The organism is Cognatundibacterium rivi, assembly GCF_018139565.1.
Taxonomy (GTDB): domain Bacteria; phylum Pseudomonadota; class Gammaproteobacteria; order Burkholderiales; family Burkholderiaceae_D; genus Undibacterium; species Undibacterium rivi.
Genome location: NZ_JAGSPK010000005.1, coordinates 320,171 through 343,040 on the forward strand (window position 1 = coordinate 320,171; position 22,870 = coordinate 343,040).

Below are 22,870 nucleotides of genomic sequence, written 5' to 3' on the forward strand. Positions count from 1 at the left end.
GTAATGAATAAATGAATGCCGGCAAATTTCAGCAGGCGCATTTGTTTAAACTCAGCAAAAATTTTTCCTAATAAGAGAAAATGCTCTAAATTTGACAAGATCAGGTCTGTTGTTCCCGATCTATAAGAAATTACTTACATGACGACAAAGAAGAAAGACATCAGCATTCTCCGTGTAAATCATTTGCGCGGACCGAATATCTGGACTTACCGGCCAGTCATCGAAACCTGGCTTGATATCGGAGCACTCGAAGACACACCTTCGAATATGTTGCCGGGTTTGTACGATCGTTTAATAACATGGCTCCCCGGTTTAATTGAGCATCGCTGCGGTGTCGGTGAGCGCGGTGGATTTCTGGAGCGTCTGCGTGAAGGTACCTGGTCTGGTCACATCCTTGAGCATGTCGTACTGGAATTGCAAAATCTCGCAGGAATGCGCACCGGCTTCGGGCAAACCCGTTCAACGGGCGTTACCGGCGTCTACAAAATGGCATTCCGTACCCGCGAAGAACAAGTCGGTCGCACGGCACTGACGATCGCGCGTGATTTACTGATGGCCGCTATAGAAGATCAGCCATTTGATCTCGAAACACAGTTAGGTATTTTGCGTGACATGGTTGACGCGCGCTGTCTCGGCCCAAGCACGGCCAGCATCGTTGACGCCGCAACCAATCGGGGTATTCCGTCGTTGCGCCTGACCGATGGCAATCTGGTACAACTCGGGCACGGTGCCGCACAACGCCGCATCTGGACAGCAGAAACTGACCGTACCAGCGCCATCGCCGAAAGTATCGCCTCTGATAAAGATCTGACGAAAACATTATTAAAGGCCTGCGGCGTCCCCGTTCCTGAAGGATGCATCGTCCGCAGTGCTGAAGAAGCATGGGAAGAAGCGCAGGATATCGGTCTGCCGGTCGTCGTGAAACCGTATGACGGCAATCACGGTCGCGGTGTGTCGTTGAATCTGATGACGCAAGCTGACGTGGAAGCGGCCTATCATCTCGCTGCACGCAAGGGCGACAGCAAAAGCGTGATTGTTGAGCGTTTCATTGCTGGCGACGAACATCGCGTCTTAGTCGTAGGCAATAAAGTCGTTGCCGCAGGTAAGGGCGAATCACTCTGGATCAAAGGTGACGGAAAATCCACGGTTCAGCAACTGGTAGATACTCAGATCAATACGGATCCACGCCGTGGAACAACTGAAGAATTCCCTCTGAATATCATCCAACCCGCGGTTGCTGCGGAAGTGATACTTGAACTCAAGCGTCAGGGTATGGATGCCAATTCCGTGCCTCAGGAAAATCAAAAAGTATTAATTCAGCTCAACGGCAACGTCGCACTGGATGTGACTGACATCATTCATCCCGATGTTGCTTATGCAGCGACACTCGCAGCACGCATCGTTGGACTGGACATCGCTGGTGTTGATCTGGTCACCGAAGATATCAGCCGCCCTCTGACAGAACAACGTGGCGCGATTATTGAAGTCAATGCCAGCCCGGGTTTGCTGGCACACATCAAACCAGCAAACGGTGAAGGGCGTGATGTCGGCAAGGCGATTGTCGATCACCTGTTTGCAGAAGAAGAAACCGGTCGCATACAAATTGTCGGTGTCGCTGGCACACGCAATACCGATCTGATTTCGAGACTGATAGGCGGCTTACTGAACATCGCAGGCAAGGAAACTGGTGTCGCCAGTCGTCAGGGTTTATACCTGAACAAACGTCTGGTGACCGACGGCAATTGCGCAAATTGGGAAGCGGGTCAACGTTTGCTGATTAATCGTTCAGTTGAAGCTGCTGTGTTTGAAACCAATGCCCGTGCGCTGCTGACGGATGGACTCGCTTACGATAAGTGCAGCGTCGGCATCGTCACTGATTTTGATGGTCACGAAGACCTCAGTGAGTTTTATATCACTGATGCCGAGCAGATGCGCAAAATTATGCGCACGCAAGTTGATGTCGTGCTGCGCACCGGTACAGCGGTTCTGAATGCCGCAATACCAGCGGTAGCCGAGCTGGCCGAATTATGTGATGGCAAAGTAATTTTCTATGCACTCGATGAACATCTGGACACCCTCAAAGCACATCGTGCAGCGGGCGAACGTGTCGTTTTCATACGAGACAATAATATTGTCCTGGCAAGTGGTGCAGAAGAAACTGCTCTGCTGCCATTGTCATCGCTGAAACCGACCAAAGCAGCGCAGCCTGAAAGTATCATGGCCGCAGTTGCCGGGGCCTGGGCGCTGGATGTCAGTCCGGAACTCATTGGTGCCGGGCTCAGAACTTTTGATTCCAGCCCGAAAACAGCGTATTGAAACAGGGATGCTGAACAATCCATCGCTCAATCAATTTCGCTCAATTTGCTTAAATAAAAATCACAGGTAGCAAGCGGCTTTTAAGGATGAAAATATATCGCATCCGTCAACGCTACCTGATTAACTGCCCCTTTCAACAGGACTAAGTTTTATGGAAGTATCACGCATCCGTGCCCTGCGTGGCCCGAATCTCTGGAGCCATCATACGTCGGTAGAAGCGATCGTTGCCTGCAACGAAGCTGAATGTTCAATTGCAGAACTGGTCGGTTTTGAAGACCGTTTGCGTGCATTATTCCCCGAGCTAAGCATTTTGCAACCGACTGGCTACAATGATGCGATCTCGATTGCGCATGTGTTTGAACTGACCACTCTGGGCTTACAGGCGCAAGCGGGATGCCCGGTTACATTCAGCCGTACAACGCAAACCCTGGAACCGGGGATTTTTCAGGTCGTTGTTGAATACTCCGAAGAAGCCGTCGGTCGTCTCGCACTCGAACTGTCTGAAAAACTGATTAATGCCGCACTCAGCAACACAACGTTTGATCTGCAAGCCGCGCTCGATCAGTTACGTGAACTCGATGAAGATGTGCGCCTCGGTCCTTCGACTGGTTCTATTGTTAACGCTGCGGTTGCCCGCAATATTCCGTATCGCCGTCTGACGGATGGCAGCCTGGTTGCATTTGGCTGGGGCTCGCGTCAGCGGAAAATTCAGGCAGCGGAAATGGATGGCACCAGCGCCATTGCCGAAGCGATCGCGCAAGATAAAGAATTAACCAAAAAATTGTTACACGCAGCCGGCGTACCCGTACCGCTTGGCCGTTCCGTTGGCGGCCCCGACGATGCCTGGGCAGCCGCTCTGGAAATCGGCTTGCCTGTGGTGGTCAAACCGAAAGATGGTAATCAGGGCAAAGGCGTAACCGTCAACGTCACTACACGCGAACAACTGGTTGCTGGCTATCATGCTGCAACCGAATTCCGCGATGACATTCTGGTTGAGCGCTTTTTACCGGGTAACGATTTCCGTCTGCTCGTCATTGGCAACAAGCTAGTCGCCGCCGCACGCCGCGACCCGCCGCAAGTCGTGGGTGATGGCAAGCAATCAGTACGCCAGCTGGTTGAACTGGTGAATAAAGATCCGCGTCGCGGCAGTGGCCATTCCACCTCGCTGACGAAGATCCGTTTTGATGATATCGCGCTTGCCAGTCTGGCAAAACAAGGTCTGGAAGCAGACTCTGTACCGCCGAAAGGCCAGCGCGTCGTCTTGCGTAACAATGCGAACCTCTCCACCGGTGGCGCCGCGACAGACGTGACCGATGATGTCCATCCGGAAGTCGCCGCCCGCGCTGTTGCCGCAGCACAAATGATCGGTCTCGATATTTGTGGCGTTGATCTGGTCGCGGACAGCGTGTTAAAACCGATAGAACAGCAAAATGGCGGCATCGTCGAAGTCAATGCCGCACCAGGCTTGCGCATGCACATTTCCCCTTCCTTCGGCAAAGGGCGAGCAGTCGGTGAAGCCATCGTCAGCGCCATGTTTGCGGATGGTGACGACGGTCGTATTCCTATCGTTGCCGTCACCGGTACCAATGGAAAAACGACAACGGTACGTCTGATCGCCCACCTGATGACTGCCAGCGGCTTACGCACTGGCATGACCAATACGGATGGCGTTTATATTGGTAATCGCCAGATCGATAGCGGCGACTGCAGCGGCCCACGCAGCGCGCGCAATGTTTTGTCGCACCCGGAAGTGGATGCCGCAGTCTTCGAAACGGCCCGAGGTGGCGTCCTGCGCGAAGGTCTGGCCTACGATCGCTGCCAGGTTGCCGTCGTTACCAATATCGGCTCCGGCGATCATCTGGGTCTGAATTACATCACAACGGTGGAAGATCTGGCCGTTCTGAAACGCGTCATCGTCCAGAACGTGGCAGATAACGGTTATGCCGTTCTGAATGCGGCCGATCCTATCGTTGCCAGCATGGCGGCCAATTGCCCGTCGGCAGTGATTTTCTTTGCAGCCGACAGCCAGCATCCGATCATGGCAGCGCACCGCGCCCAAGGTAAGCGCGTCGTGTATATCGAAAATGGCGAACTCATCGCTGCCGAAGGTAAATCGCGCCACAGCATACGGCTGGCCGACATCCCTATCACCCGCAATGGCAGCATCGGCTTTCAGGTTGAAAACGTCATGGCCTCAGTTGCTGCAGCATGGGCCGTCAATCTCGACTGGGATCACATTCGCGCTGGCCTGAAAACCTTTGCGAATGAAGCAGATAATGCGCCGGGTCGTTTCAATGTGTTCCAATACCGCGGCGCTACCCTGATCGCAGATTACGGTCACAATCCGGACGCGATTCTGGCGCTGGTGCGGGCAGTCGAAACCATGCCTGCCAAACGTCGCTCGGTTGTGATCAGCGGTGCCGGTGACCGCCGGGATCAGGACATTCGCCAACAAACCGAAATTCTCGGCGAAGCCTTTGATGATGTCGTGCTGTATCAGGATCAGTGTCAACGCGGTCGTGCTGACGGTGAAGTGGTTGCCCTGCTGCGCGAAGGCTTGAAAAATGCTTCAAAGACTAGCCGGGTTGATGAAATCCACGGCGAGTTCATCGCGATTGATCTGGCAATGGACAGGCTGGAAGAAGGTGATCTGTGTCTGATTCTGATTGATCAGGTGGAAGAAGCACTGGCGCATATCGCCAAACGAGTCGCAGAAGACTGACGCCGTCTTATCCGTCTGCATACCAATGCCGGGTTTATCCCGGCATTTTTATTGGATCACGAAATCAGGAAAAACCACGATCAGTTGACAGCGATGCTCATGCTTCGTTGCTTGCACTTCGCTTGCGAGTCACAGTATCAGATTCCGAACACGATTTGCTGGCTGTCTATCGCGCGGATCACCGAACCAAAGCTGCTGATATTTTCCAGCGTTACATTGTGATGCGTGCGTATCTGCAAAGCACTCGCATGCGCTTTATCGTGAGTGGTATGAGCATCGGCAGCAATAATCACAGGATAACCCAGCGCAGCTGCACGGCGGCTGGTCGTATCAATACAAAATTCGCTGGCATAACCACAAATGACGATCAACTCTGTTCCCCACTGTGCCAGCAAACTGCTCAGCTCGGTGCGTAAAAAGGAATCCGGCGTGGTCTTACGCAAAATGGTGTCGCCGTCTTCCAGAACCAGCCTCTGCTCCAGTTGCCAGTTGTCTGAACCAAACGCCAGTTCGTCGTCTTCAGTCTCATGCTGAACGAAAACAACCGGGGTTCCCGCATGGCGGGCGCGGTCAGCAAGAATATTGATGCGATCAACGACCGCATCCGCTTCATAAGGTCGCGGCTCGTTATCAAACAAACCGCGTTGCACGTCGATAATCAGCAAAACACATTTCATCGCGAACCTTTATGCAGGTGAAGCACTGATCTTAGCGTATAAAATCCTGAAAAAACATCTTCCTCTGCCCGCTCACGTTGATCGTTTATCGCGCTCACGGGACGAGCATCCGTCTTATTCGTTGCAGACGAAAGCATATCTTTACCAGCACAGGAATACAAAAGAAGCATCTATTCATGGTCGACGACGAAATCGACTTTCATGGATAAATAATGTCGTCAGCGACATTGGCGAAGCAAAAATATACTGGGGGGAGTATATTCAGAAGCCCTTTGTTTATAAGGAGATGAAGGCAAAAATAGCATTTTAATGGGGGAGTATGTCCCTAGCGCCCAAAAAAATACCGGGCTGACTGCACCCGGTGAATTTGCGCCGCTGCTAAACAGGCATCAAATTAAAAAACGAGCCATCTCTGGCTGCGATTCCCGCGCACCTGCCAACGGCAGATTTTTATCGGTGGAAATATCTCCTTCCACCATCAGCGATGTGTACCGCAGACAACAAACGCGCAGAAAAGAACTGAAATTATCGATATGACCGCGATATTCAATCAACTCATCATACAGCCTGGTAATGAGTTGATTCGTGTTCATACCATCACGTTCAGCAATTTCCTGCAGAGTCAGCCAAAACAGTTTTTCGAGACGAATCGAAGTAACGACGCCGTGTAAGCGCAGCGAGCGCGCTTTGGATTCATACAAGCCAGGGTCGGCTTTGACAAAAATTTCACACATGATGCACCCCGCAAATCGCCAAGCAAACTTTCTGCTGACGATTATACGGGCAATGCCATTTTTATAAATGGATTTTTGTTCCCAGCAAAGCAAGGAATTGCGCAATCCATGCCGGATGCGCAGGCCAGGCTGGTGCCGTAACAAAATTTTTGTCGGTGATTGCATCGGTCACAGGGATTGCCGCATAAACGCCGCCAGCCAGCTCCACCTCTGGCTGACAGGCGGGATAGGCTGAACAGCGCACGCCATCCAACACCTTCGCCGCAGCCAGAATCTGCGTACCGTGGCAGACTGCGGCAACGGGTTTCTGTTGCTGTGCAAAATGGCGTGTAATTTCGATCACGCGCGGATTCAGGCGCAGATATTCCGGTGCCCTGCCGCCGGGAATCAACAAGGCATCGTAGTCATGCTCATTGATACTGGCAAAATCATGCGTCAGAATAAAACGATGCCCGGGTTTTTCTGTGTAGGTTTGCTGGCCTTCAAAATCATGAATCGCCGTCGCAACGTAGTCACCGGCTTTTTTATCCGGGCAAACGGCATGCACTTCGTGACCAACGGCGAGCAGTGCCTGAAATGGCACCATCACTTCGTAATCTTCAACAAAGTCCCCTACCAGCATAAGAATTTTTTTTGCAGCCATGATGTCTCCTGTTATCGGTTAAAAGCGGAAACTGATTGTTAAGCGGATTGATCGTCTGATGGTAATGACGGGATACTACATTTCGTCAAATTCGTCCGAGATTGCGTTCGGCAACAACTCCACCACTTACTGCGAAAGCGACTACGCACCTGTGATTGCAGCCGAGGCGGACGAACAACGTACGCCTGTCTTTTTTACGCCATAATCGTGCTTCGCAGATGAAGAAATCGGATATTTCAGCCTGCATATAGAAGACGCTGAACAATCTCGTATAAAATTCAACACAGCAACATGGTTTCATTTATTGGTGTTACGCCGACTGGCGCACATACGGAGAAGCAATGGCAGAAGCAGGGTTGTTATTTAAGAATCAGGTAAAACTGCTGGCACAGACCTTTTTCATCAAAGACAATAAAAAAGAACTTCTGCTCTGCGCGCATAAGTATGATTTCGACATACACTTTTTCGATCAGATGAGCGACTTTGTCACTGCCGTCGAAAATGCGAGCGATCAGGATTTATTTGTGATTGATCTCGACGTGCTCTACAACATGCAAAACGACATGCAACAACAGCGTCGTCAAACCATGTTCCTCAGCGATCTGTTACAACGGCTGCCAGCCCACCATAACTATGTCTATCTGCAAACGGTCAGGCAGGGTGAACGCTTTTTACTACAACAAAAGCTGGTTGAAAGTAATTGCCTGGCCTACGCTGAAAAGCCAATCAGCAATGAAGTGCTGGTTGATAAACTATTCAATCTGTTTGGCCGCCACAAACGCGGCGAAACCAATGTGATTGTGTATCTCGGCGAGATCGTCCCGCTCAACACGCAGTTACTTGCCGAGCACAGCGTTCAGCTATTGCATTCGCAGGATGCACGCTCCTTACATGTCAAAGTCAAAGAAATGCAGCCTGATATCGTCATGATCGATCAGTCGCATTTTTTAAATACAGAAGCGTTGGTGCGGGTATTAAAAAAGAATATTGAGTTCGATCAGAGTCGTGAAATCATCATGCTGCAACAAGAGGCGAATACCACGCTTGCAAGACATGCGCTCGACAGCGGTTTCGATGAAATCATACAAAAGACGGACAACGACGTACTGACGCGCCTGTTACTGAATCGTATCGATAAAATCCGCGCCAGCAAAGATCTGATCAGCCGCGACCGCGCAACTGGCCTGCTGAATAAAATCGGCTTGCAAAAGAAAGCGCAGGAATTGATACGCCGCGCTAATCGCGAAGGAAAGTGCCTGGCGTACGGGATTCTTGATATCGATAAATTCAAGCTCATCAACGATACCTGGGGACATTATTTCGGCGATATCGTCATTAAACGCTTGTCGCTGGTGCTGTCAGGATTATTGGGTGAGCATGATTTGCTGAGCCGTTTCGGTGGCGAAGAATTCGTGGTGATATTCTGGGATTGTGACCGCGAACAAGGTAAACAAAAGCTGGACGCAATGCGCGAAGCGTTCAACAACATCGTTTTTGAAACCCGGCCTGGAGAAAATAAGCAATTCACCTTTAGTGGCGGCATGTCCGATTTCCCTTCCTGCAAAACTGAAAACGATCTGTTTTTACAAGCCGATGCTGCGCTGTATCAGGCAAAACAAGCCGGGCGTAATCAGGTTTGTCTGATGCTGGATTTACCCGAAGCCGGACATAAACGCTGGCAGTATTAAGCACATATCGCTATGACAGGTGACACGGCTGGTTGCGTATCACCTGTACCTGCGAATAGCTGTGCCTTACTCATCCTTCAAACGGGCACATTATCGCTGCCGCCAGCGCCAAACAATTGCTGTTTCAAATGTGCGAGTTGATCGCGGACTTGTGCTGCTTTCTCGAATTCCAGATTTTTTGCGTGATCCAGCATTAGTTTCTCCAGACGTTTTATTTCACGACTGATCTGCTTCTCACTCATGACTTCGTATTTTGCCTGCTCCTGGGCTGCCACAAGATCATCTCTGGCCTCCTGTTGGTTATACACGCCATCGATAATGTCTTTAATCTGTTTACGGATACCTGTCGGTGTGATGTTATTTTCGGCATTGAAAGCGAGCTGCTTATTACGGCGACGCTCAGTTTCGCCCATGGCGCGACGCATAGAATCAGTGATCTTATCCGCATACAGTATCGCTTTTCCGTGCAGATTACGCGCAGCACGGCCAATGGTCTGAATCAGGCTGCGCTCAGAACGCAGAAAGCCTTCTTTATCGGCATCCAGAATTGCTACCAGCGAGACTTCAGGAATATCCAGCCCCTCGCGCAACAGGTTAATACCAACCAGTACGTCAAAGGTACCGAGGCGCAGATCACGGATAATCTCCACCCGTTCAACGGTATCAATATCGCTGTGCAGATAACGGACCTTAATGCCGTTCTCAGTTAAAAATTCCGTTAACTGTTCCGACATGCGTTTGGTCAGGGTCGTCACCAGTACCCGCTCATTTTTCTTCACCCGATCCGTGATCTCCCCCATCAGGTCGTCAACTTGCGTTAATGCAGGCCGCACTTCAATTTCAGGATCAACCAAGCCAGTCGGGCGGACAACCTGCTCCACCACCTGATCGGCATGCTGGTGCTCGTAATCTCCCGGGGTCGCAGATACAAACACGGTTTGCCGCATTTTGCTTTCAAATTCAGCGAACTTTAGCGGACGATTATCAAGCGCGGAAGGCAAGCGGAAACCGTAGTCGACCAAATTCGTTTTCCGCGCCCGGTCACCGTTGTACATGCCATTCAATTGCCCGGTCAGCACGTGTGACTCATCCAGAAACATCAAGGCATCTGCCGGTAAATAATCGACCAGCGTCGGTGGCGGTTCACCCGCTTTTGCACCACTCAAGTGGCGTGAATAATTTTCAATCCCTTTTGTAAACCCAATCTCCGCCATCATTTCCAGATCAAAGCGGGTGCGTTGTTCGATACGCTGCTCTTCAATCAGCTTGTTTTCCCGCCGGAAGAAATCCAGACGCTCACGCAACTCCTCCTTAATGGTTTCTATCGCCCGCAACACCGTCTCGCGTGGTGTCACATAGTGCGAACCCGGATACACGGTGAAGCGAGGAATCTTCTGCTTGATACGACCAGTCAAAGGATCGAACAACTGTAAGTTTTCGATTTCATCATCGAACATTTCCACACGAACGGCGAGTTCAGCATGCTCAGCCGGGAAAATATCAATGGTGTCGCCCCGCACCCGGAAAGTACCGCGACCAAAGTCAACTTCATTACGCGAATACTGCATCTGTATCAGACGGGCAATTAAATCACGCTGACTGACTTTGTCTCTGGCGCGCAAAGTCAGAATCATTTTGTGATATTCGTTAGGATTACCGATACCATAAATGGCTGACACAGTTGCCACGATAATCACATCCCGGCGTTCCATCAATGATTTGGTACACGACAAGCGCATCTGTTCGATATGCTCGTTAATCGCCGAATCTTTTTCAATGAACAGATCCCGTTGAGGTACATAGGCCTCAGGCTGATAGTAGTCGTAGTAAGAGACGAAATACTCAACCGCGTTACGCGGAAAAAACTCTCGGAATTCACTATATAACTGCGCCGCCAAGGTTTTATTCGGTGCAAATATAATCGCCGGACGACCTGTTCTTGCGATGACATTTGCCATCGTGTACGTCTTACCCGAGCCTGTTACCCCCAGCAGAGTTTGAAAAAATAGCCCGTCATTGATGCCCTCCACCAACTGAGCTATTGCAGTTGGCTGATCACCGGCAGGCTGAAACAACTGGTATAACTGGTAAGGGGAGTCAGGAAACGATATAAACTTTGCTTCATCTAATTGATCAGATAAAGCGACTGAATTCACGGGTGCGACCGCCATGGTTCTATTACCTTTGCTAGAATATGAGGCTGATAGGATTTACGCAAAACAAACGTGAAAACGCGCTATCCACGCGTCAACTGATTAGTACCATCCATACTGATAACACTGTCTTGCTCGGCATACCTGGCCTGAACAATTTTACGTAAGCCCTATAACATTCGTATTTTTATCACTCCAACCATTACTGTCGGCAACGGCAGATAATTTTCCATATTATCATGACTGCTCCTACCTCTTCTCCCCTGTTCTCCGCCATCGAGATGGCTCCCCGCGACCCGATACTGGGTATTACTGAAGCCTACAACGCGGATCAAAATCCAGCGAAAGTCAATCTTGGTGTTGGCGTTTACTACGACGACAATGGCAAAGTGCCTTTGCTTGAGTGTGTCAAAAAGGCGGAAGCGATTCTGATCGAAAAATATGCCCCACGCACATATTTACCAATTGAAGGGCTCGCTGCCTACGATAAAGCGGTGCAGGAATTAGTTTTTGGTGCCGACAGTGCAGTGGTAAAAGAAAAGCGTGCGATTACGGCACAAGCAATTGGCGGTACAGGCGCGTTGAAATTAGGCGCAGACTTTTTGCAACGCTTTGCACCTACATCACAAGTCTGGATCAGCGATCCTAGCTGGGAAAATCATCGCGCCCTGTTTGAATCAGCCGGCTTCAAAGTCAACAACTACCCTTACTATGACGCCAATACCCGAGGCGTTAATTTTGCCGGGATGTTAGACGCATTGAAAACCATGCCAGCAGGTTCTATCGTATTGCTGCACGCCTGCTGCCATAATCCAACCGGCGCCGACCTGACAGATGATCAATGGACACAAGTCATCGAAGTCGTCACTCAACGCGGTTTAATCCCCTTCCTGGACATGGCATATCAAGGCTTCGGTGACGGCATAGAAGCAGATGGAAAAGTCGTACGTCGTTTTGCTGAAGCGGGCGGTGCATTATTTGTCTCCAACTCATTTTCCAAATCATTCTCGCTTTACGGTGAACGGGTTGGCGCTCTCAGCATTGCAGCATCCAGCGCAGATGAAGCAGCACGCATCATGTCGCAATTAAAACGTGTTATTCGTACAAACTATTCAAATCCACCATCACACGGCGGACAGGTTGTGGCAACCGTATTAGCCACGCCAGAATTACGCCAGCTTTGGGAAGAAGAGTTAGCTGGTATGCGCGTCCGTATCCGTGAAATGCGCCACGCTTTCGTTGCAAAACTGAAAGAAAAAGCGCCGGCTCACAACTTTGATTTTGTTATTCAACAACGCGGTATGTTTTCTTATTCTGGTTTAACGAAGGAACAAGTTGGCAAACTTCGCGATGGTAATTCTATTTATGCCGTTGACACCGGACGCATCTGCGTCGCGGCTTTGAATAGCAAAAATATCGATAACGTCATCGATGCCATTGCCAAGGTTTTGTAAGTTTGAATGGCTTGAGTCGTTGACAAGTTAAGGGGCAACGAATATAATCTTTGTCTCTGTTCCCTGATAGCTCAGTCGGTAGAGCGACGGACTGTTAATCCGCAGGTCCCTGGTTCGAGTCCAGGTCGGGGAGCCACAGAATTCGAAGTAAGCAGTGAACTTGATAACAAATCACTGTGCGTAAAAAGTTAAACGAAGATATAAAATTCTTCTATTCCCTGATAGCTCAGTCGGTAGAGCGACGGACTGTTAATCCGCAGGTCCCTGGTTCGAGTCCAGGTCGGGGAGCCAGTAGTTCTTACTATGAACCACCTTTTGTTCATAGTGAAAAATCTTAGCGGGGTCGTAAGTAATTACGACCCCGTCTTCGTTAACGTTGATCCCTCTCACGAAGGAACTGAAGAAGGTTCGGGCTGTGACGACACTCGATTCTTCCGTTACGAGCTTACGTAAGGCAGATGTTGCTTCGGCAATATCTTGATCGGTGATAGTTAAAATTGGGTCGGATTCGTCTTCGAGTTCGGCCAAAGTTTTTTCTAGGGCCAGTATTTGATTATTAAGGTCGCCTAATCGTCCGGACATGCTGCGAATTTCGGGTAGTTCGGTGCCGACTGTTTCAAATAAATCAAATATTTTGTTTCGGCGAGATTCTGCAATTCTTAGTTCTGCCACCGCAGCCTCCCTGCGGCGCATGCGGTCTTTAAACCAGTCACTGGTAGAAATGCGGATTTCTTCGACAATTTTTGTAACATTGCGTTTTGTTAATACTCTTTCTAAGATCGTATCAACAAGAAACGCATCGATTTTATCTGCGCTGATGCGCTTACCTGGGCAGTTGAATCCGTTTTTAGCCTCTGAGCAACGATAGTAATAATATTGTTTGCTACGCCCCTTGGCGGATTCAATATGCATCGGGCAACTACAAAACCCACATTTAAGCAGGCCTGTGAACATGTGAGTGCTTTTAGGGCTGCCGCCGCCTTCGACGGGCGCGCGGCCGCTTATCATTTTTTGAATGCCCATAAATCTTTCCTCTTCGATAAGAGCTGGATGGCTCTTCGTCCGAATCCAGTTGCTTTCTGGCTGAACGAAGTTGGTGTGATGTTTTCTTCGGTTGAACACGATATATCCGGCATAGACTTCACTTTTCAGCAAATAGAGGATGGTTGATTTGATCCAGCGTTTTCCACGCATGGTCAGTCCCATGTTGTTGAGTGTCATCGCGATCGACTTGCCGCCAATTCCAGTTTCGCAGAGCTTAAATATCATGCGAACGATTTCCCCTTCGTTTTCGTCAATCGCCAGCCGTTTCCGTTGCCCTTCTTTTTCGAGTTTGTATCCATAGGGAACGTATCCCCCGTTAAAAAAACCGTCCTGCGCATTTTTTATCATGCTGCGCTTGGTGTCTTTGCTGATCCGACGGCTGGTGTTTTCGTCCATCAGCTCCAGCATGGCTTCCATCATCCAGCCTTCGTCCGTTTTTGAGTCGATTTCTACCGAGACATAGACAACATCGGTGCCGTGCGATCGCAAATTCCTTTTGTAAATCGCCGCATCAGCGCGATCGCGGGCAAACCGGCTAGTGTCCCAGGCGATGAAATAGTCAGGCTTGTGCAGTTCGCAATATTTAATCGCTGCCTGAAAGTCCGCACGTTGAGACGTACGGCCGGAGATCCCACTGTCGGTAAAAACCTCAAGAACAATGGCATTCAATGATGCTGCCTTCTTTTGTGCAAACTCCAACTGACTCTCAATCGGCAGCTCTTTACGCGCTTGCTGAGTGGAACTCACGCGAAGATAAATAATCGCTGTTTTTTTACTTACTTTTGTCATTTTTTAATTCTATGTTTTTGTGCAATACGCTGAATGTGAGTTATTGAGATGCTTTCACATAACTGTGCTTTTACCCGCCGTTGAATTTCCTGCGGTTTTACTCCCTGCATTGCCAAAGTTTCTACAAATCTGTTCTTTTGAAAGCGCAAATAGTTTGAATATCGTCGCAACGTCGGCGACATCGAATTAGAGCCGTTGAACTGTGGGATGCTTAACTCATTTGCGTCCAATACCTGTCGCGATCGCAGGAACATCAATCGATAAACGGATTTCCTGACTGCCGACCTGCTCCGCCAGCTTGATGCCGGTGTCTTCAAAGGCTTTCAGCAAAATGGTTGCGGCGGATTCTTCCAGAATATTTTTGACAGATTCTTCGGCGGCCAGCATCAGTGATTCAATGACGCTAGCGGCGAGTTTTTTTTCTTGCAGTGTCTTACGCAGTTTTGCGAGCAGTTGTGCGTGTTTCATGTGTAGCTCCTGAAGTAGTGTTGTTTGTAGCTCCGGATGAATCAGCACAGGGCAACCATCATCGTCAGCTTCTGAGAGTTGAATAGGATCAAGACGCTTAATAGCCGGACGCACGACCAGGCCTGCTCCCATCATCACCGGACCATAATCAGTGCCGGTTTCGTTGTCTTTGTAGTGTTCGTGGTATTCAATCGACAGATAGCGATAGCCTTTTTGCTGTATCGCTTCCATCCCGAAGGGTGTCCATTCGCAGAGCGCACGCAAACGGTCACCTTCGACAGAGAGTTTCAAGACTTTTGCTGCGGCGCCATCGTTCGGCTTGTGCGCAACATCGATAAACACATCTTGCCCAAACACGCGCTTATTGAAGTTATCGACCATCGTCAACAACATCGCCCGGCTGATTTCAAACTCGCCATAGCGCGGGTCGGTAAATATGCCAGTGCGTGTAATCGTCACCCATGTCGATGGCTTTCCCTCCCCCAGAGTCACATGAAGGCCGGAAATGAAGCGGATAGCCCCAGAGACCGGGGCATCTAAACGGATATGACGGGCAATTTTGTACATGAAAATCCCTGATGACTTTTTGATTCAGGGATGATTTTCGCGGGAATTGCAAGACAAAATCAGGGGGGGAATGTGCTATTTCAGACGAAAAAAAACCGCCGAAGCGGTTTTTTTTATTAGATACTGGCTCTCAGTCCTTCGCAAGCCTTTAGTGATGTATCGACATCAATAATCTTGATATCTTCGTGTAAATGATAATCGGCATGTACTCGCTGCGCGCACATTACCCGAAGTGACTTACCTACAGCAACTGATACATAATACTGTGGATGATCTTTTTTTATCATTGGATTTGTTAATGAAGCAATCAACTGCTCATGTTTGCCATTTGCACTTCCGACACTACCAGGTAATGGTAGATTGCGATGAAATTCGTAGCATAGATGAAATGCTCCGTAGTAAAGACGACTTAAAGCCGCCCTCAACTCTGGTTCAGCTACGCTACCAGATTGTATAAGTGCTTGAGCATTGGCTTGAGCGTATTCACACAGATCATTCGAATTTGACGCCATCCCTCATCCCAACGAAAACAATATCAAAAACATTATTTCTCTGCGCTTTAGAGTCCGACTCTTCCTCAGCCAATGCAACATTGGCTTGAAAAATTTGCTCTGCTGACAAATTAACATGCAATAAATATGTCACACCGGAAAATATCCCAACCGTATTTTGTACGTGTACACGAACTTTTGGTGAGATCCCCAATCTGCGCCATACGATACCAGCAACATCTAAATGTTCAGCAATTGTGCTGTCATTAATACCAGCATCTGCCAAGATGTTACGAGCAGCAATCTGATTTAAATAATCGTCAGCATCAATGACTCGCATTTCAGCACCTCTTGTAATCAGCTCATAGGCAGCATGAACGCAACCAGATCGCATCGCCAGTTGTATCATTCCGTATGTATCTTCACAAGGCTGATAGGATTTTAAAAATACATTCTCTCTTACCGCTTGATGAAACCCTAGAAACGTCAAAGCATTGGATGCATTCAGCACACTTCCTTCATCATGGCTCAAGGCCATCACGTTTCTATAAGCACTGACAGATTCCTCAACTTGACCAGCAAAGGCAAAAGCGCAGGTATAAGCTACCCAAGCTTGTAAGGCATCAGTTCGCATAAGTTTAGTGCAATCACGCATCAAACCGCGAACAACCAGCGACTTCTCGTCCTGAAACTTACCATCCTCATTTAAAAGGCTAAATCGACGAATTAAGTCGTTATAAAGTTCGGCTTTTTGTGCAAGGATCATATTTTTAAAACTATCACCATAGGCTAGTTTGAGTACTCAAACTAAAATGGTTAAATAAACAGCAACGACAATATTGTCGAATCTATTTTGTGTTTAGCGAATGTTTAGCGCCTGCTAAACTCCGATTATAACCTTACATAAAAGTTTCAATAAATTCTTAGTGAAACTTTTAATAAAAATTATCGAATTTGCAGTTTTTACAACAAGCAACGTAACAACCATCATGGATATCAAATCGATTCGGTAAAGTAAAAAAACCCGCTATCTAGCGGGCTTTCTTTGATCATCTACGAGACTCGCGCAGCAATATCAGCTCTTAGCAGTATCGTCATCATCTTCATACGCCAGAGTCTCATCAACCTGCCCGGCGCGAATGCGCGCCTCCATTTCAGCAGGCGTCATCTTCTTTTTTCGCGGAGCATTATCAAGATCAAAACCATTCTTCACGATGTGATCCGGACCCGTTTTTCCGTCAGCTTTTTGTTCAGTTGTTGCCATGATTTACTGCCTTCACTTAAATCGAAGTGACATTCGATACTGTCACCATGTTTGCGCCACCATTTACGCCCCACATCGTTATCCATCAGATCGAGTAAGTCAACTGCATTTTCCAGCTCGGTAGGAAGCAGGCTTTTCAGGTGATCCGGTATCTTTGCATTGGCGCCATAGGCTGGCCAAGTGTAGTAACCATTCATTCTACCGCTGCGGGCGGCGAAAATCTCAATACTTTCCAGCCCAAGATCTTTCGCTTTGTTTGCCTGTGTTGCGAAAATTCGCAGCCCCATGCCTTGTGGCGCCCGTTCTTTATTCAGCACCAGAATATCGTTTGTCATCACGATACCGCCTCGATCGCTTTTATAAAAAGACCGCTGCGACGGAATATCATAGAAGCGGCTTTTCACTTCCAGCCCCATGCCCGCTTCTGCATACGGATTAATACGAATGACGCTGCCATCAGGCGCGCCGGTGAGCTTCGCAATGTCTGTGCCGCTTAATTCCTGGCCTTTCAATGTAATCGCCGGTACACCATCAGGAAACTGCACTCGCTGATTGAAATGGTCCCGACTGATTTTATCCCGGCTGTCCGGCGACCAGTCTATGCGTTTTTTGACATTACCCCATGTGGAACGAACCATCGTCGGGCGCAACTTGCCCGCTTCAAATGCTTCATTTTTATTGGCCCCGAGGATACCTTTGCGATCTTTGCTCGGCACGGTCTCCAGAAATTCCATCACGCTTTGCTTACCGGCTTTGTCTTCCGCGCTGACTTCATCCTTATAAACGATCACCTCAAAACTGAGCGTATTCGGATGCGCCGGCAGCGGGCTTTTTCCATGCGGGTACACACCCCGCCCCAGGCCATACAGGTTTGCGCGGGCATGCATATCGCAGATATCGACACGCGGATGGCGCGGACTCAACATAAAACGTGTACCGACAGACGCCGTGTCAGCCGCTGCGCTCTGCTGGTAGGCCTTCGTATGCGCACGGTTGATTTCGGTTCGCATGACGCGGGCGGCATTGTCCAACGGTGAGCCTTTTCCCGTCATCAGGGTTTCTGCCACCGTGCCGCTGATCTGTTTGGCAGTGGAGGCATCTTTTGCCAAGTCGATCTCGCTTGGTGGGTTGATCCCACGCGCCAGAAAATCCCGCGCCGCCTGTGACGCACCGTCACCGCGCAAAACGGCACCGCGAACAGCCTGATCAACAATTTCCTGCGCATGGCGATCTAATCGCCAGATCCGGTCGCTGAGTTTTAACTTATCGGTACCGACAAACTGCTGCACGTATTTCACCGCCTGCGAACGGATGTTATCGAGCTGCGGCGCGCTCACCGTGGCCTGAAAAGGTTGCACACCGATGCGGGCCGCTTCATCAATGCCATGCACCAGCAAGCCATTGCGCGCACTGGCAAGGTTCACCAGCCGAGCTTGTATCTGCAACATGAGGGCTGGTAAAGCAGCGGTGCTGATCATGCCGCTGGCACCCGCCGCGATCGTCAGCATCTGCTTAATGTCGCGCATCGCATCTTCATGCGCATGCTGCAGCGATGCCAGCGTGGATTCGTCCAAATCCTCCATCTCATCCCGGCCGTTTGCCGAGGCGGCGATCACGGCCGCTTGCTCAGGTGTCAATGGCATGATCAGTTTTTAATGCTGGTGGCAGATTCGCCTTTACGGCCATTGCCTGGTGTGATCTTTACTCGAGGATTCGATACCGCCGGAGAATCAACATCGGCGCCATCGTCATCATCGTCGGGGTATGGATCACGCGCATTTTGCTGGTGCTTTTTCATCTTCGCGATATACGCGGGGTCGTAACCCAATTCTTGCCAGATAATGTTCTCAGGCATACCCAGCGCCTGTAATTTCAGCCCCCGGTCTGCCGCCTGATTTGGTGTTTCTGTGCGCCGCTCAGCGAAGCAGATTTCAAAATCGTCATCAGCCAGATGAATACCCCGTAACAGCAACTCAAACCGAAATGCCTGTTTGTAGCCATAAGAAAGCGTGTCCTGCAGCAAATCGATTTCATCAAAATAATCGCGTTTCAGATCTTCAAGAATGTCGCGGTTGGCGGCGATATTCATCATCACTCAGCACCGGTATCGATTTCGTCCCCAGCTGCCCAGGTAACAGATCCTCTGCTTCAACGATTTTGTTTGTCATGCCCATGTCTGCCAGCGACATATTGTTGCGGCTCAGCAGTTCAGACATCGATTTCAACAGCGGATGCGCAGACACTTCCATGATCGTGCGGCGCTCACCAGACTCACGATCGGTGTACGTGGCCAGGCTGAGATTGCCATCTTCATCGAAATGAAATTCCGGCCGCTCCAGCTTCACGCCATCGTTAATGATGGTCATGATGATCTGTTGCAGTATCGAATAGATCGCGGCCTGCATTTCGGCATACATGCCCGTCAGCATGCCGGGTTTGCGCTGCTCAAACGCAGCGTGATGCAACATGAAATTCTGCGTCTGTCGGATACAGCATGACTGTGAGCGGCAATAGTCGTGATCGACATCACATGTCGAGCACATCGGGTATTTACCCGGGGAGGCTGGGAAATAGGTAGCGACCTTCGCTGCAGCACCATGCTTCATTGCATTAAACCGGGTGCGCAGACTTTCTTCTTTCGTCGGATGCCCGACCAGATTCGCGGCCGTTGCGGCCTTGCCTTCATCGGAAGTCGGCCCCGTGGCATGCTGCCAGGCCTTCATCAGCGACCGTTCCCAATGCGCCTGCGAACACTCGGTTTTGCAGTCCGGACACAACGCAAAGTAACGCCACGGATGAATGGCGTCGTCAGGATCAGAATCAACCCGCGCCGGATCAGCTTTGAATCCGCCGTGGATTTTGCAACGGAATGTCACCTCCGTCAGCTTTGCTCTATGGTCTTTTTTGGTCGTCACAAACAGGCAGACACAGGAATTGAGATTCCTGCATCTTGCCTATGGCGTCAAGCCAATTTAAGGGGGGGGATTGTACTTTTGCTAGGCTGCTGATTATTTCTTTTGAACGTAATTGAGTGGTTCATCTTTATGAGACACAACCACCGAATATAGCAATGGATTTGAAAGCAGCACAATCCTCACGTCGCCAACGTATTTGAATTGCTGCTCTTTATCCTGTTGGATTGCTGTGTACAGCCACTGACTGCAATCAGTGCACGCAGGAACCGCTTGATCGACAAACATTCCCATCATCATCAAATTTGTCATCGCTTCTTTAGGATCAGCAAACTTCTTGGGAGTGACTATTGCGACTCGCTTGAGTGCGTCTTTCTTGCCAATTAAATTCAGCATCAGGGCGCCACTCGCATTTTTATACAGTGCTACCGGCGTCTTATCATCACCTTCCCTCACTGATTCCAGGATCATCTGCTGCGACAGATCCTTTAATACTTGGTCAGAAGTAACACCAATCGTTTTCTCTTCAATCGGGGGATCACTACATGCAACGAGCAGCAGAGAGAACAAAATACAAAATATGCGGAACATGATTCGCCTTTAAAAATGACAATACAAAAAATACAATACCAAAGATTATCATTTTTATACTCGACAGATCAAAAAAAAAGCATGCCTCTGAATGAGCATGCCTTTTTTTTTCTTAAAGATCAGGATTGACGTTCCCACACTTTATACACATCATCATCATTGCGTTTGCCAATGACGAGAATAAAAACCGTATCATTATTGTAATGATAAATAATACGGTATTCACCGATATCGACACGCCTCTCCCCCTGTTTCGCCCCCTTTAAGCCTTGGCTGTCATGAGGTTCTGGATCGGCTAACAACTTTAAAACAGTAGATCCGACTTGTTTGTACTGCTTTGCTTGAAGAGCCTGCAAATACTTCGAAGCATCATGTGTTATTGCTAATTTCATCATTAGTATCGTTGTCCCTAAAATCGCTTAGGATTTCATTGATACGTTCAGCCCCCACAAAGCCTTCTTTGCGAGCTAGATCAGCTTTTGCAAGCCAAAGCTGATCTTTGAGTTCTTCGATATTCGCTAGCATTGCTTCAAAATCATGCTTAGAAACAACATACGCTGTCAACCTGTCATGCTTTGTAATTCCAACAGGACGACCTAACGCTGCATCTAACAACTCACCAAATCGCATCTTTGCATCCCTTGCACTAAATGTGTTGAAGGCTGCTGCGATAGACATAGTCCTCTCCTTTGATCTACCAGTTCAGGTGTCAAATCCGAATACTGGGAGCGATTGCAAGCAACAAAAAGATAGCTTTTCAACAATCACTCGAAGTGGTTCCGAATAAATTGGAATCCACGACGTATCGTCATTATACACATTATGCTCATTTTAGTCAAATTAGTTAAAATGGTTCTTTTTAAATAAAGGGGAATGTGTATGTTATTGAAGTAAGGCAATCCCACTTCTATCACTTATCCCTTGCGCTGTATTAAAAAAGCCAATAGGGAAATTAACAGTAAGGAAAGTGGTTCTCGATAAGACATGCTCGGGGAGCCAGACAAGTAGGAAAATAAAAAAGAGTTACTCGCTTATGCTTGTAACTCTTTTTTATTCTGCACACATTTTATTTCCAAGAGTCGCTCTCTCTGGATATTGGATGAAAATATTCAGGCGTCACCCGCCGCATAGTGCTGAATTGCCGGTTTAGGTACCTCTCCGGTTAAGGAAAAACGTACAATCACTCCCCTATTCCGACATAGAACATTTCGCGTCAACTTAATCCATCAGGTGTTACTGCAAATTTTCCTGATCAGATCATTAAAGTCTCTCAAAAAAAGCTGCTCTCCGTTAAAAATCATAGCGATATAAACTAATTTCCCGTAGCGTTATCCGCACAAGTTTTTAAATCGGTATCAGGATTACAAATGCGCGCACGTCCTAAAAAATTCACTTTTACTCGCCGCGTTGCTGTTCCCAATGTGAACGAAATAGTCCCAGCTTGAGGCTGTTGGCTATTCACATTCGTCCTGCTTCGTCCATTGCCAGTATAAGAGATATAGGGAGATGTGCCATCTGTGAACTGCCCTACCACATCCATTTTTTTGGAAGTGGCATCATGGGTAAATATTGTCGTTTCCCCTGCATCTGGACGGGCATTACCATTTGTATCGACAAACACAGTCCAACCTGAAGTCCAGGCGACTCCATCGTTTGCAGCGAGCGTCACTTGGTCACCTCTTTTAATTGCTTCAGACCTCGTCATATTGACTGCAGAATAGAATTCCGTTGCCGTGGTCAATAATTTCTGGTTATCAATAAAAATACTAAAACTTGGCGCTGCAACCGCTATTAATATAGCCGCGATAGCAACTGTTACCATCAGCTCAACCAGTGAAAATCCGCATCTAGCAAGAGTTTGTTTGAATGTTTTTTTCATTTTACCAACAATCTTCTTTAGTTCCATTTGCACCGGTAAAACCTTTGACGCCTGTACTTGTTATTGTCAAGTTACCGCAAACTGCATCCTTAAATTTGCCATCAACATTTATAGTTCCAGGTGTCGCCGTCAATAAAACACAGTTTTGTATGATATCCCCGTTGCAAGCGGTGGCCTTAATTTCATAGGCACTTTTTGTTGCCGAGTCGCCTGAAAACCAGTTGAATTTCATTTCATTTGCATCGCTGGATGCCTGGGAAAAGACAATATAACTATTGTTTTGTGTATAAAAACTTTCTTCTTGTTGCATCAATTTTATGAGAGCCGATTTCCCCTCAGATCTCTTCGCTTTGGTTATGGAAGAAACATATGAAGAGTAAGCTATCGCTGACAAGATCCCCATGATGGCAACCACGATCATTAGCTCTATTAAGGTAAAGCCTTTTATTCTGCTATTTTTCATATTACGCTCGATGAT

At 48.5% G+C, this 22,870-nt stretch carries 21 protein-coding genes and 2 tRNA genes; 6 read left to right on the top strand and 17 right to left on the bottom strand.

What is annotated here, in order from left to right; translation table 11 throughout:
• Window positions 1–138: 138 nt before the first annotated feature.
• Window positions 139–2,316, top strand: a complete 2,178-nt coding sequence (locus KDM87_RS14885) for a cyanophycin synthetase (RefSeq protein ID WP_212679807.1) — start codon at window positions 139–141, stop codon at window positions 2,314–2,316.
• Window positions 2,317–2,467: 151 nt separating this feature from the next.
• Window positions 2,468–5,038: a cyanophycin synthetase gene (cphA, locus tag KDM87_RS14890; RefSeq protein ID WP_212679808.1), complete on the top strand. Its 2,571-nt coding sequence runs from the start codon at window positions 2,468–2,470 to the stop codon at window positions 5,036–5,038.
• 137 nt (window positions 5,039–5,175) lie between these two features.
• Here cphA and KDM87_RS14895 read toward each other — a convergent pair whose 3' ends face one another.
• From KDM87_RS14895 to KDM87_RS14905, 3 genes are all read right to left on the bottom strand, one after another.
• Window positions 5,176–5,715 carry a cysteine hydrolase family protein gene (locus KDM87_RS14895; protein ID WP_212679809.1) on the bottom strand — a complete coding sequence of 180 codons (540 nt, stop codon included), beginning with the start codon at window positions 5,713–5,715 and terminating at the stop codon, window positions 5,176–5,178.
• Between the two features lie 389 nt (window positions 5,716–6,104).
• Complete coding sequence (locus tag KDM87_RS14900) at window positions 6,105–6,449, bottom strand: ribbon-helix-helix domain-containing protein (RefSeq protein ID WP_212679810.1); 345 nt, start codon at window positions 6,447–6,449, stop codon at window positions 6,105–6,107.
• 61 nt (window positions 6,450–6,510) lie between these two features.
• A complete protein-coding gene (locus KDM87_RS14905; RefSeq protein ID WP_186885652.1) occupies window positions 6,511–7,092 on the bottom strand; it encodes a DJ-1/PfpI family protein in 582 nt (193 codons plus the stop codon).
• Between the two features lie 341 nt (window positions 7,093–7,433).
• Here KDM87_RS14905 and KDM87_RS14910 point away from each other — a divergent pair, with 341 nt between their 5' ends.
• Window positions 7,434–8,780, top strand: coding sequence for a GGDEF domain-containing protein (locus KDM87_RS14910; RefSeq protein ID WP_212679811.1), 1,347 nt, complete (start codon window positions 7,434–7,436; stop codon window positions 8,778–8,780).
• A gap of 77 nt (window positions 8,781–8,857) precedes the next feature.
• Here KDM87_RS14910 and uvrB read toward each other — a convergent pair whose 3' ends face one another.
• Window positions 8,858–10,951: an excinuclease ABC subunit UvrB gene (gene uvrB, locus KDM87_RS14915; RefSeq protein WP_212679812.1), complete on the bottom strand. Its 2,094-nt coding sequence runs from the start codon at window positions 10,949–10,951 to the stop codon at window positions 8,858–8,860.
• A 221-nt stretch (window positions 10,952–11,172) separates the two neighbouring features.
• On the opposite strand from uvrB, the gene KDM87_RS14920 reads away from it, so the two are divergent.
• From KDM87_RS14920 to KDM87_RS14930, 3 genes are all read left to right on the top strand, one after another.
• Complete coding sequence (locus tag KDM87_RS14920; RefSeq protein ID WP_212679813.1) at window positions 11,173–12,387, top strand: amino acid aminotransferase; 1,215 nt, start codon at window positions 11,173–11,175, stop codon at window positions 12,385–12,387.
• 60 nt (window positions 12,388–12,447) lie between these two features.
• Window positions 12,448–12,523, top strand: a tRNA-Asn gene (locus tag KDM87_RS14925).
• 79 nt (window positions 12,524–12,602) lie between these two features.
• Window positions 12,603–12,678: transfer RNA gene (locus tag KDM87_RS14930), tRNA-Asn, on the top strand.
• Here the strand turns inward: KDM87_RS14930 and KDM87_RS18040 are convergent.
• The 13 genes from KDM87_RS18040 to KDM87_RS15005 form a co-directional block, all read right to left on the bottom strand.
• A complete protein-coding gene (locus tag KDM87_RS18040) occupies window positions 12,637–14,220 on the bottom strand; it encodes a recombinase family protein (protein ID WP_408058750.1) in 1,584 nt (527 codons plus the stop codon). The two genes, KDM87_RS14930 and KDM87_RS18040, sit on opposite strands and share 42 nt — an antisense overlap.
• A 216-nt stretch (window positions 14,221–14,436) precedes the next feature.
• Window positions 14,437–15,255: a phage protease gene (locus KDM87_RS14950; protein ID WP_212679815.1), complete on the bottom strand. Its 819-nt coding sequence runs from the start codon at window positions 15,253–15,255 to the stop codon at window positions 14,437–14,439.
• Window positions 15,256–15,371: 116 nt separating this feature from the next.
• Entirely contained in the window at window positions 15,372–15,767 is a 396-nt protein-coding gene (locus KDM87_RS14955; protein WP_212679816.1) for a hypothetical protein, read from the bottom strand.
• Window positions 15,748–16,512: a hypothetical protein gene (locus KDM87_RS14960; RefSeq protein ID WP_212679817.1), complete on the bottom strand. Its 765-nt coding sequence runs from the start codon at window positions 16,510–16,512 to the stop codon at window positions 15,748–15,750. Before KDM87_RS14960 ends, KDM87_RS14955 begins: the two co-directional genes overlap by 20 nt.
• Before the next feature lie 309 nt (window positions 16,513–16,821).
• Window positions 16,822–17,010 carry a hypothetical protein gene (locus KDM87_RS14965; RefSeq protein ID WP_212679818.1) on the bottom strand — a complete coding sequence of 63 codons (189 nt, stop codon included), beginning with the start codon at window positions 17,008–17,010 and terminating at the stop codon, window positions 16,822–16,824.
• Window positions 16,956–18,653 (bottom strand): hypothetical protein, encoded by a 1,698-nt coding sequence (locus tag KDM87_RS14970; protein WP_212679819.1) that lies wholly within the window; start codon window positions 18,651–18,653, stop codon window positions 16,956–16,958. The genes KDM87_RS14965 and KDM87_RS14970 overlap by 55 nt, the downstream gene beginning before the upstream one ends.
• 2 nt (window positions 18,654–18,655) lie before the next feature.
• Complete coding sequence (locus KDM87_RS14975; RefSeq protein WP_212679820.1) at window positions 18,656–19,102, bottom strand: hypothetical protein; 447 nt, start codon at window positions 19,100–19,102, stop codon at window positions 18,656–18,658.
• Window positions 19,068–19,925, bottom strand: coding sequence for a hypothetical protein (locus tag KDM87_RS14980; protein WP_212679821.1), 858 nt, complete (start codon window positions 19,923–19,925; stop codon window positions 19,068–19,070). The genes KDM87_RS14975 and KDM87_RS14980 overlap by 35 nt, the downstream gene beginning before the upstream one ends.
• Window positions 19,926–20,018: 93 nt before the next feature.
• A complete protein-coding gene (locus tag KDM87_RS14985) occupies window positions 20,019–20,513 on the bottom strand; it encodes a hypothetical protein (RefSeq protein WP_212679822.1) in 495 nt (164 codons plus the stop codon).
• 119 nt (window positions 20,514–20,632) lie between these two features.
• Window positions 20,633–20,908 carry a type II toxin-antitoxin system RelE family toxin gene (locus tag KDM87_RS14990; protein WP_212679823.1) on the bottom strand — a complete coding sequence of 92 codons (276 nt, stop codon included), beginning with the start codon at window positions 20,906–20,908 and terminating at the stop codon, window positions 20,633–20,635.
• On the bottom strand, window positions 20,883–21,191 hold the full coding sequence (locus KDM87_RS14995) for a type II toxin-antitoxin system prevent-host-death family antitoxin (RefSeq protein WP_212679824.1): 309 nt from the start codon (window positions 21,189–21,191) through the stop codon (window positions 20,883–20,885). The genes KDM87_RS14990 and KDM87_RS14995 overlap by 26 nt, the downstream gene beginning before the upstream one ends.
• A gap of 634 nt (window positions 21,192–21,825) precedes the next feature.
• Complete coding sequence (locus tag KDM87_RS15000; RefSeq protein ID WP_230407817.1) at window positions 21,826–22,419, bottom strand: GspH/FimT family pseudopilin; 594 nt, start codon at window positions 22,417–22,419, stop codon at window positions 21,826–21,828.
• A complete protein-coding gene (locus KDM87_RS15005) occupies window positions 22,394–22,855 on the bottom strand; it encodes a type IV pilin protein (protein ID WP_212679825.1) in 462 nt (153 codons plus the stop codon). Before KDM87_RS15005 ends, KDM87_RS15000 begins: the two co-directional genes overlap by 26 nt.
• Window positions 22,856–22,870 lie beyond the last annotated feature (15 nt).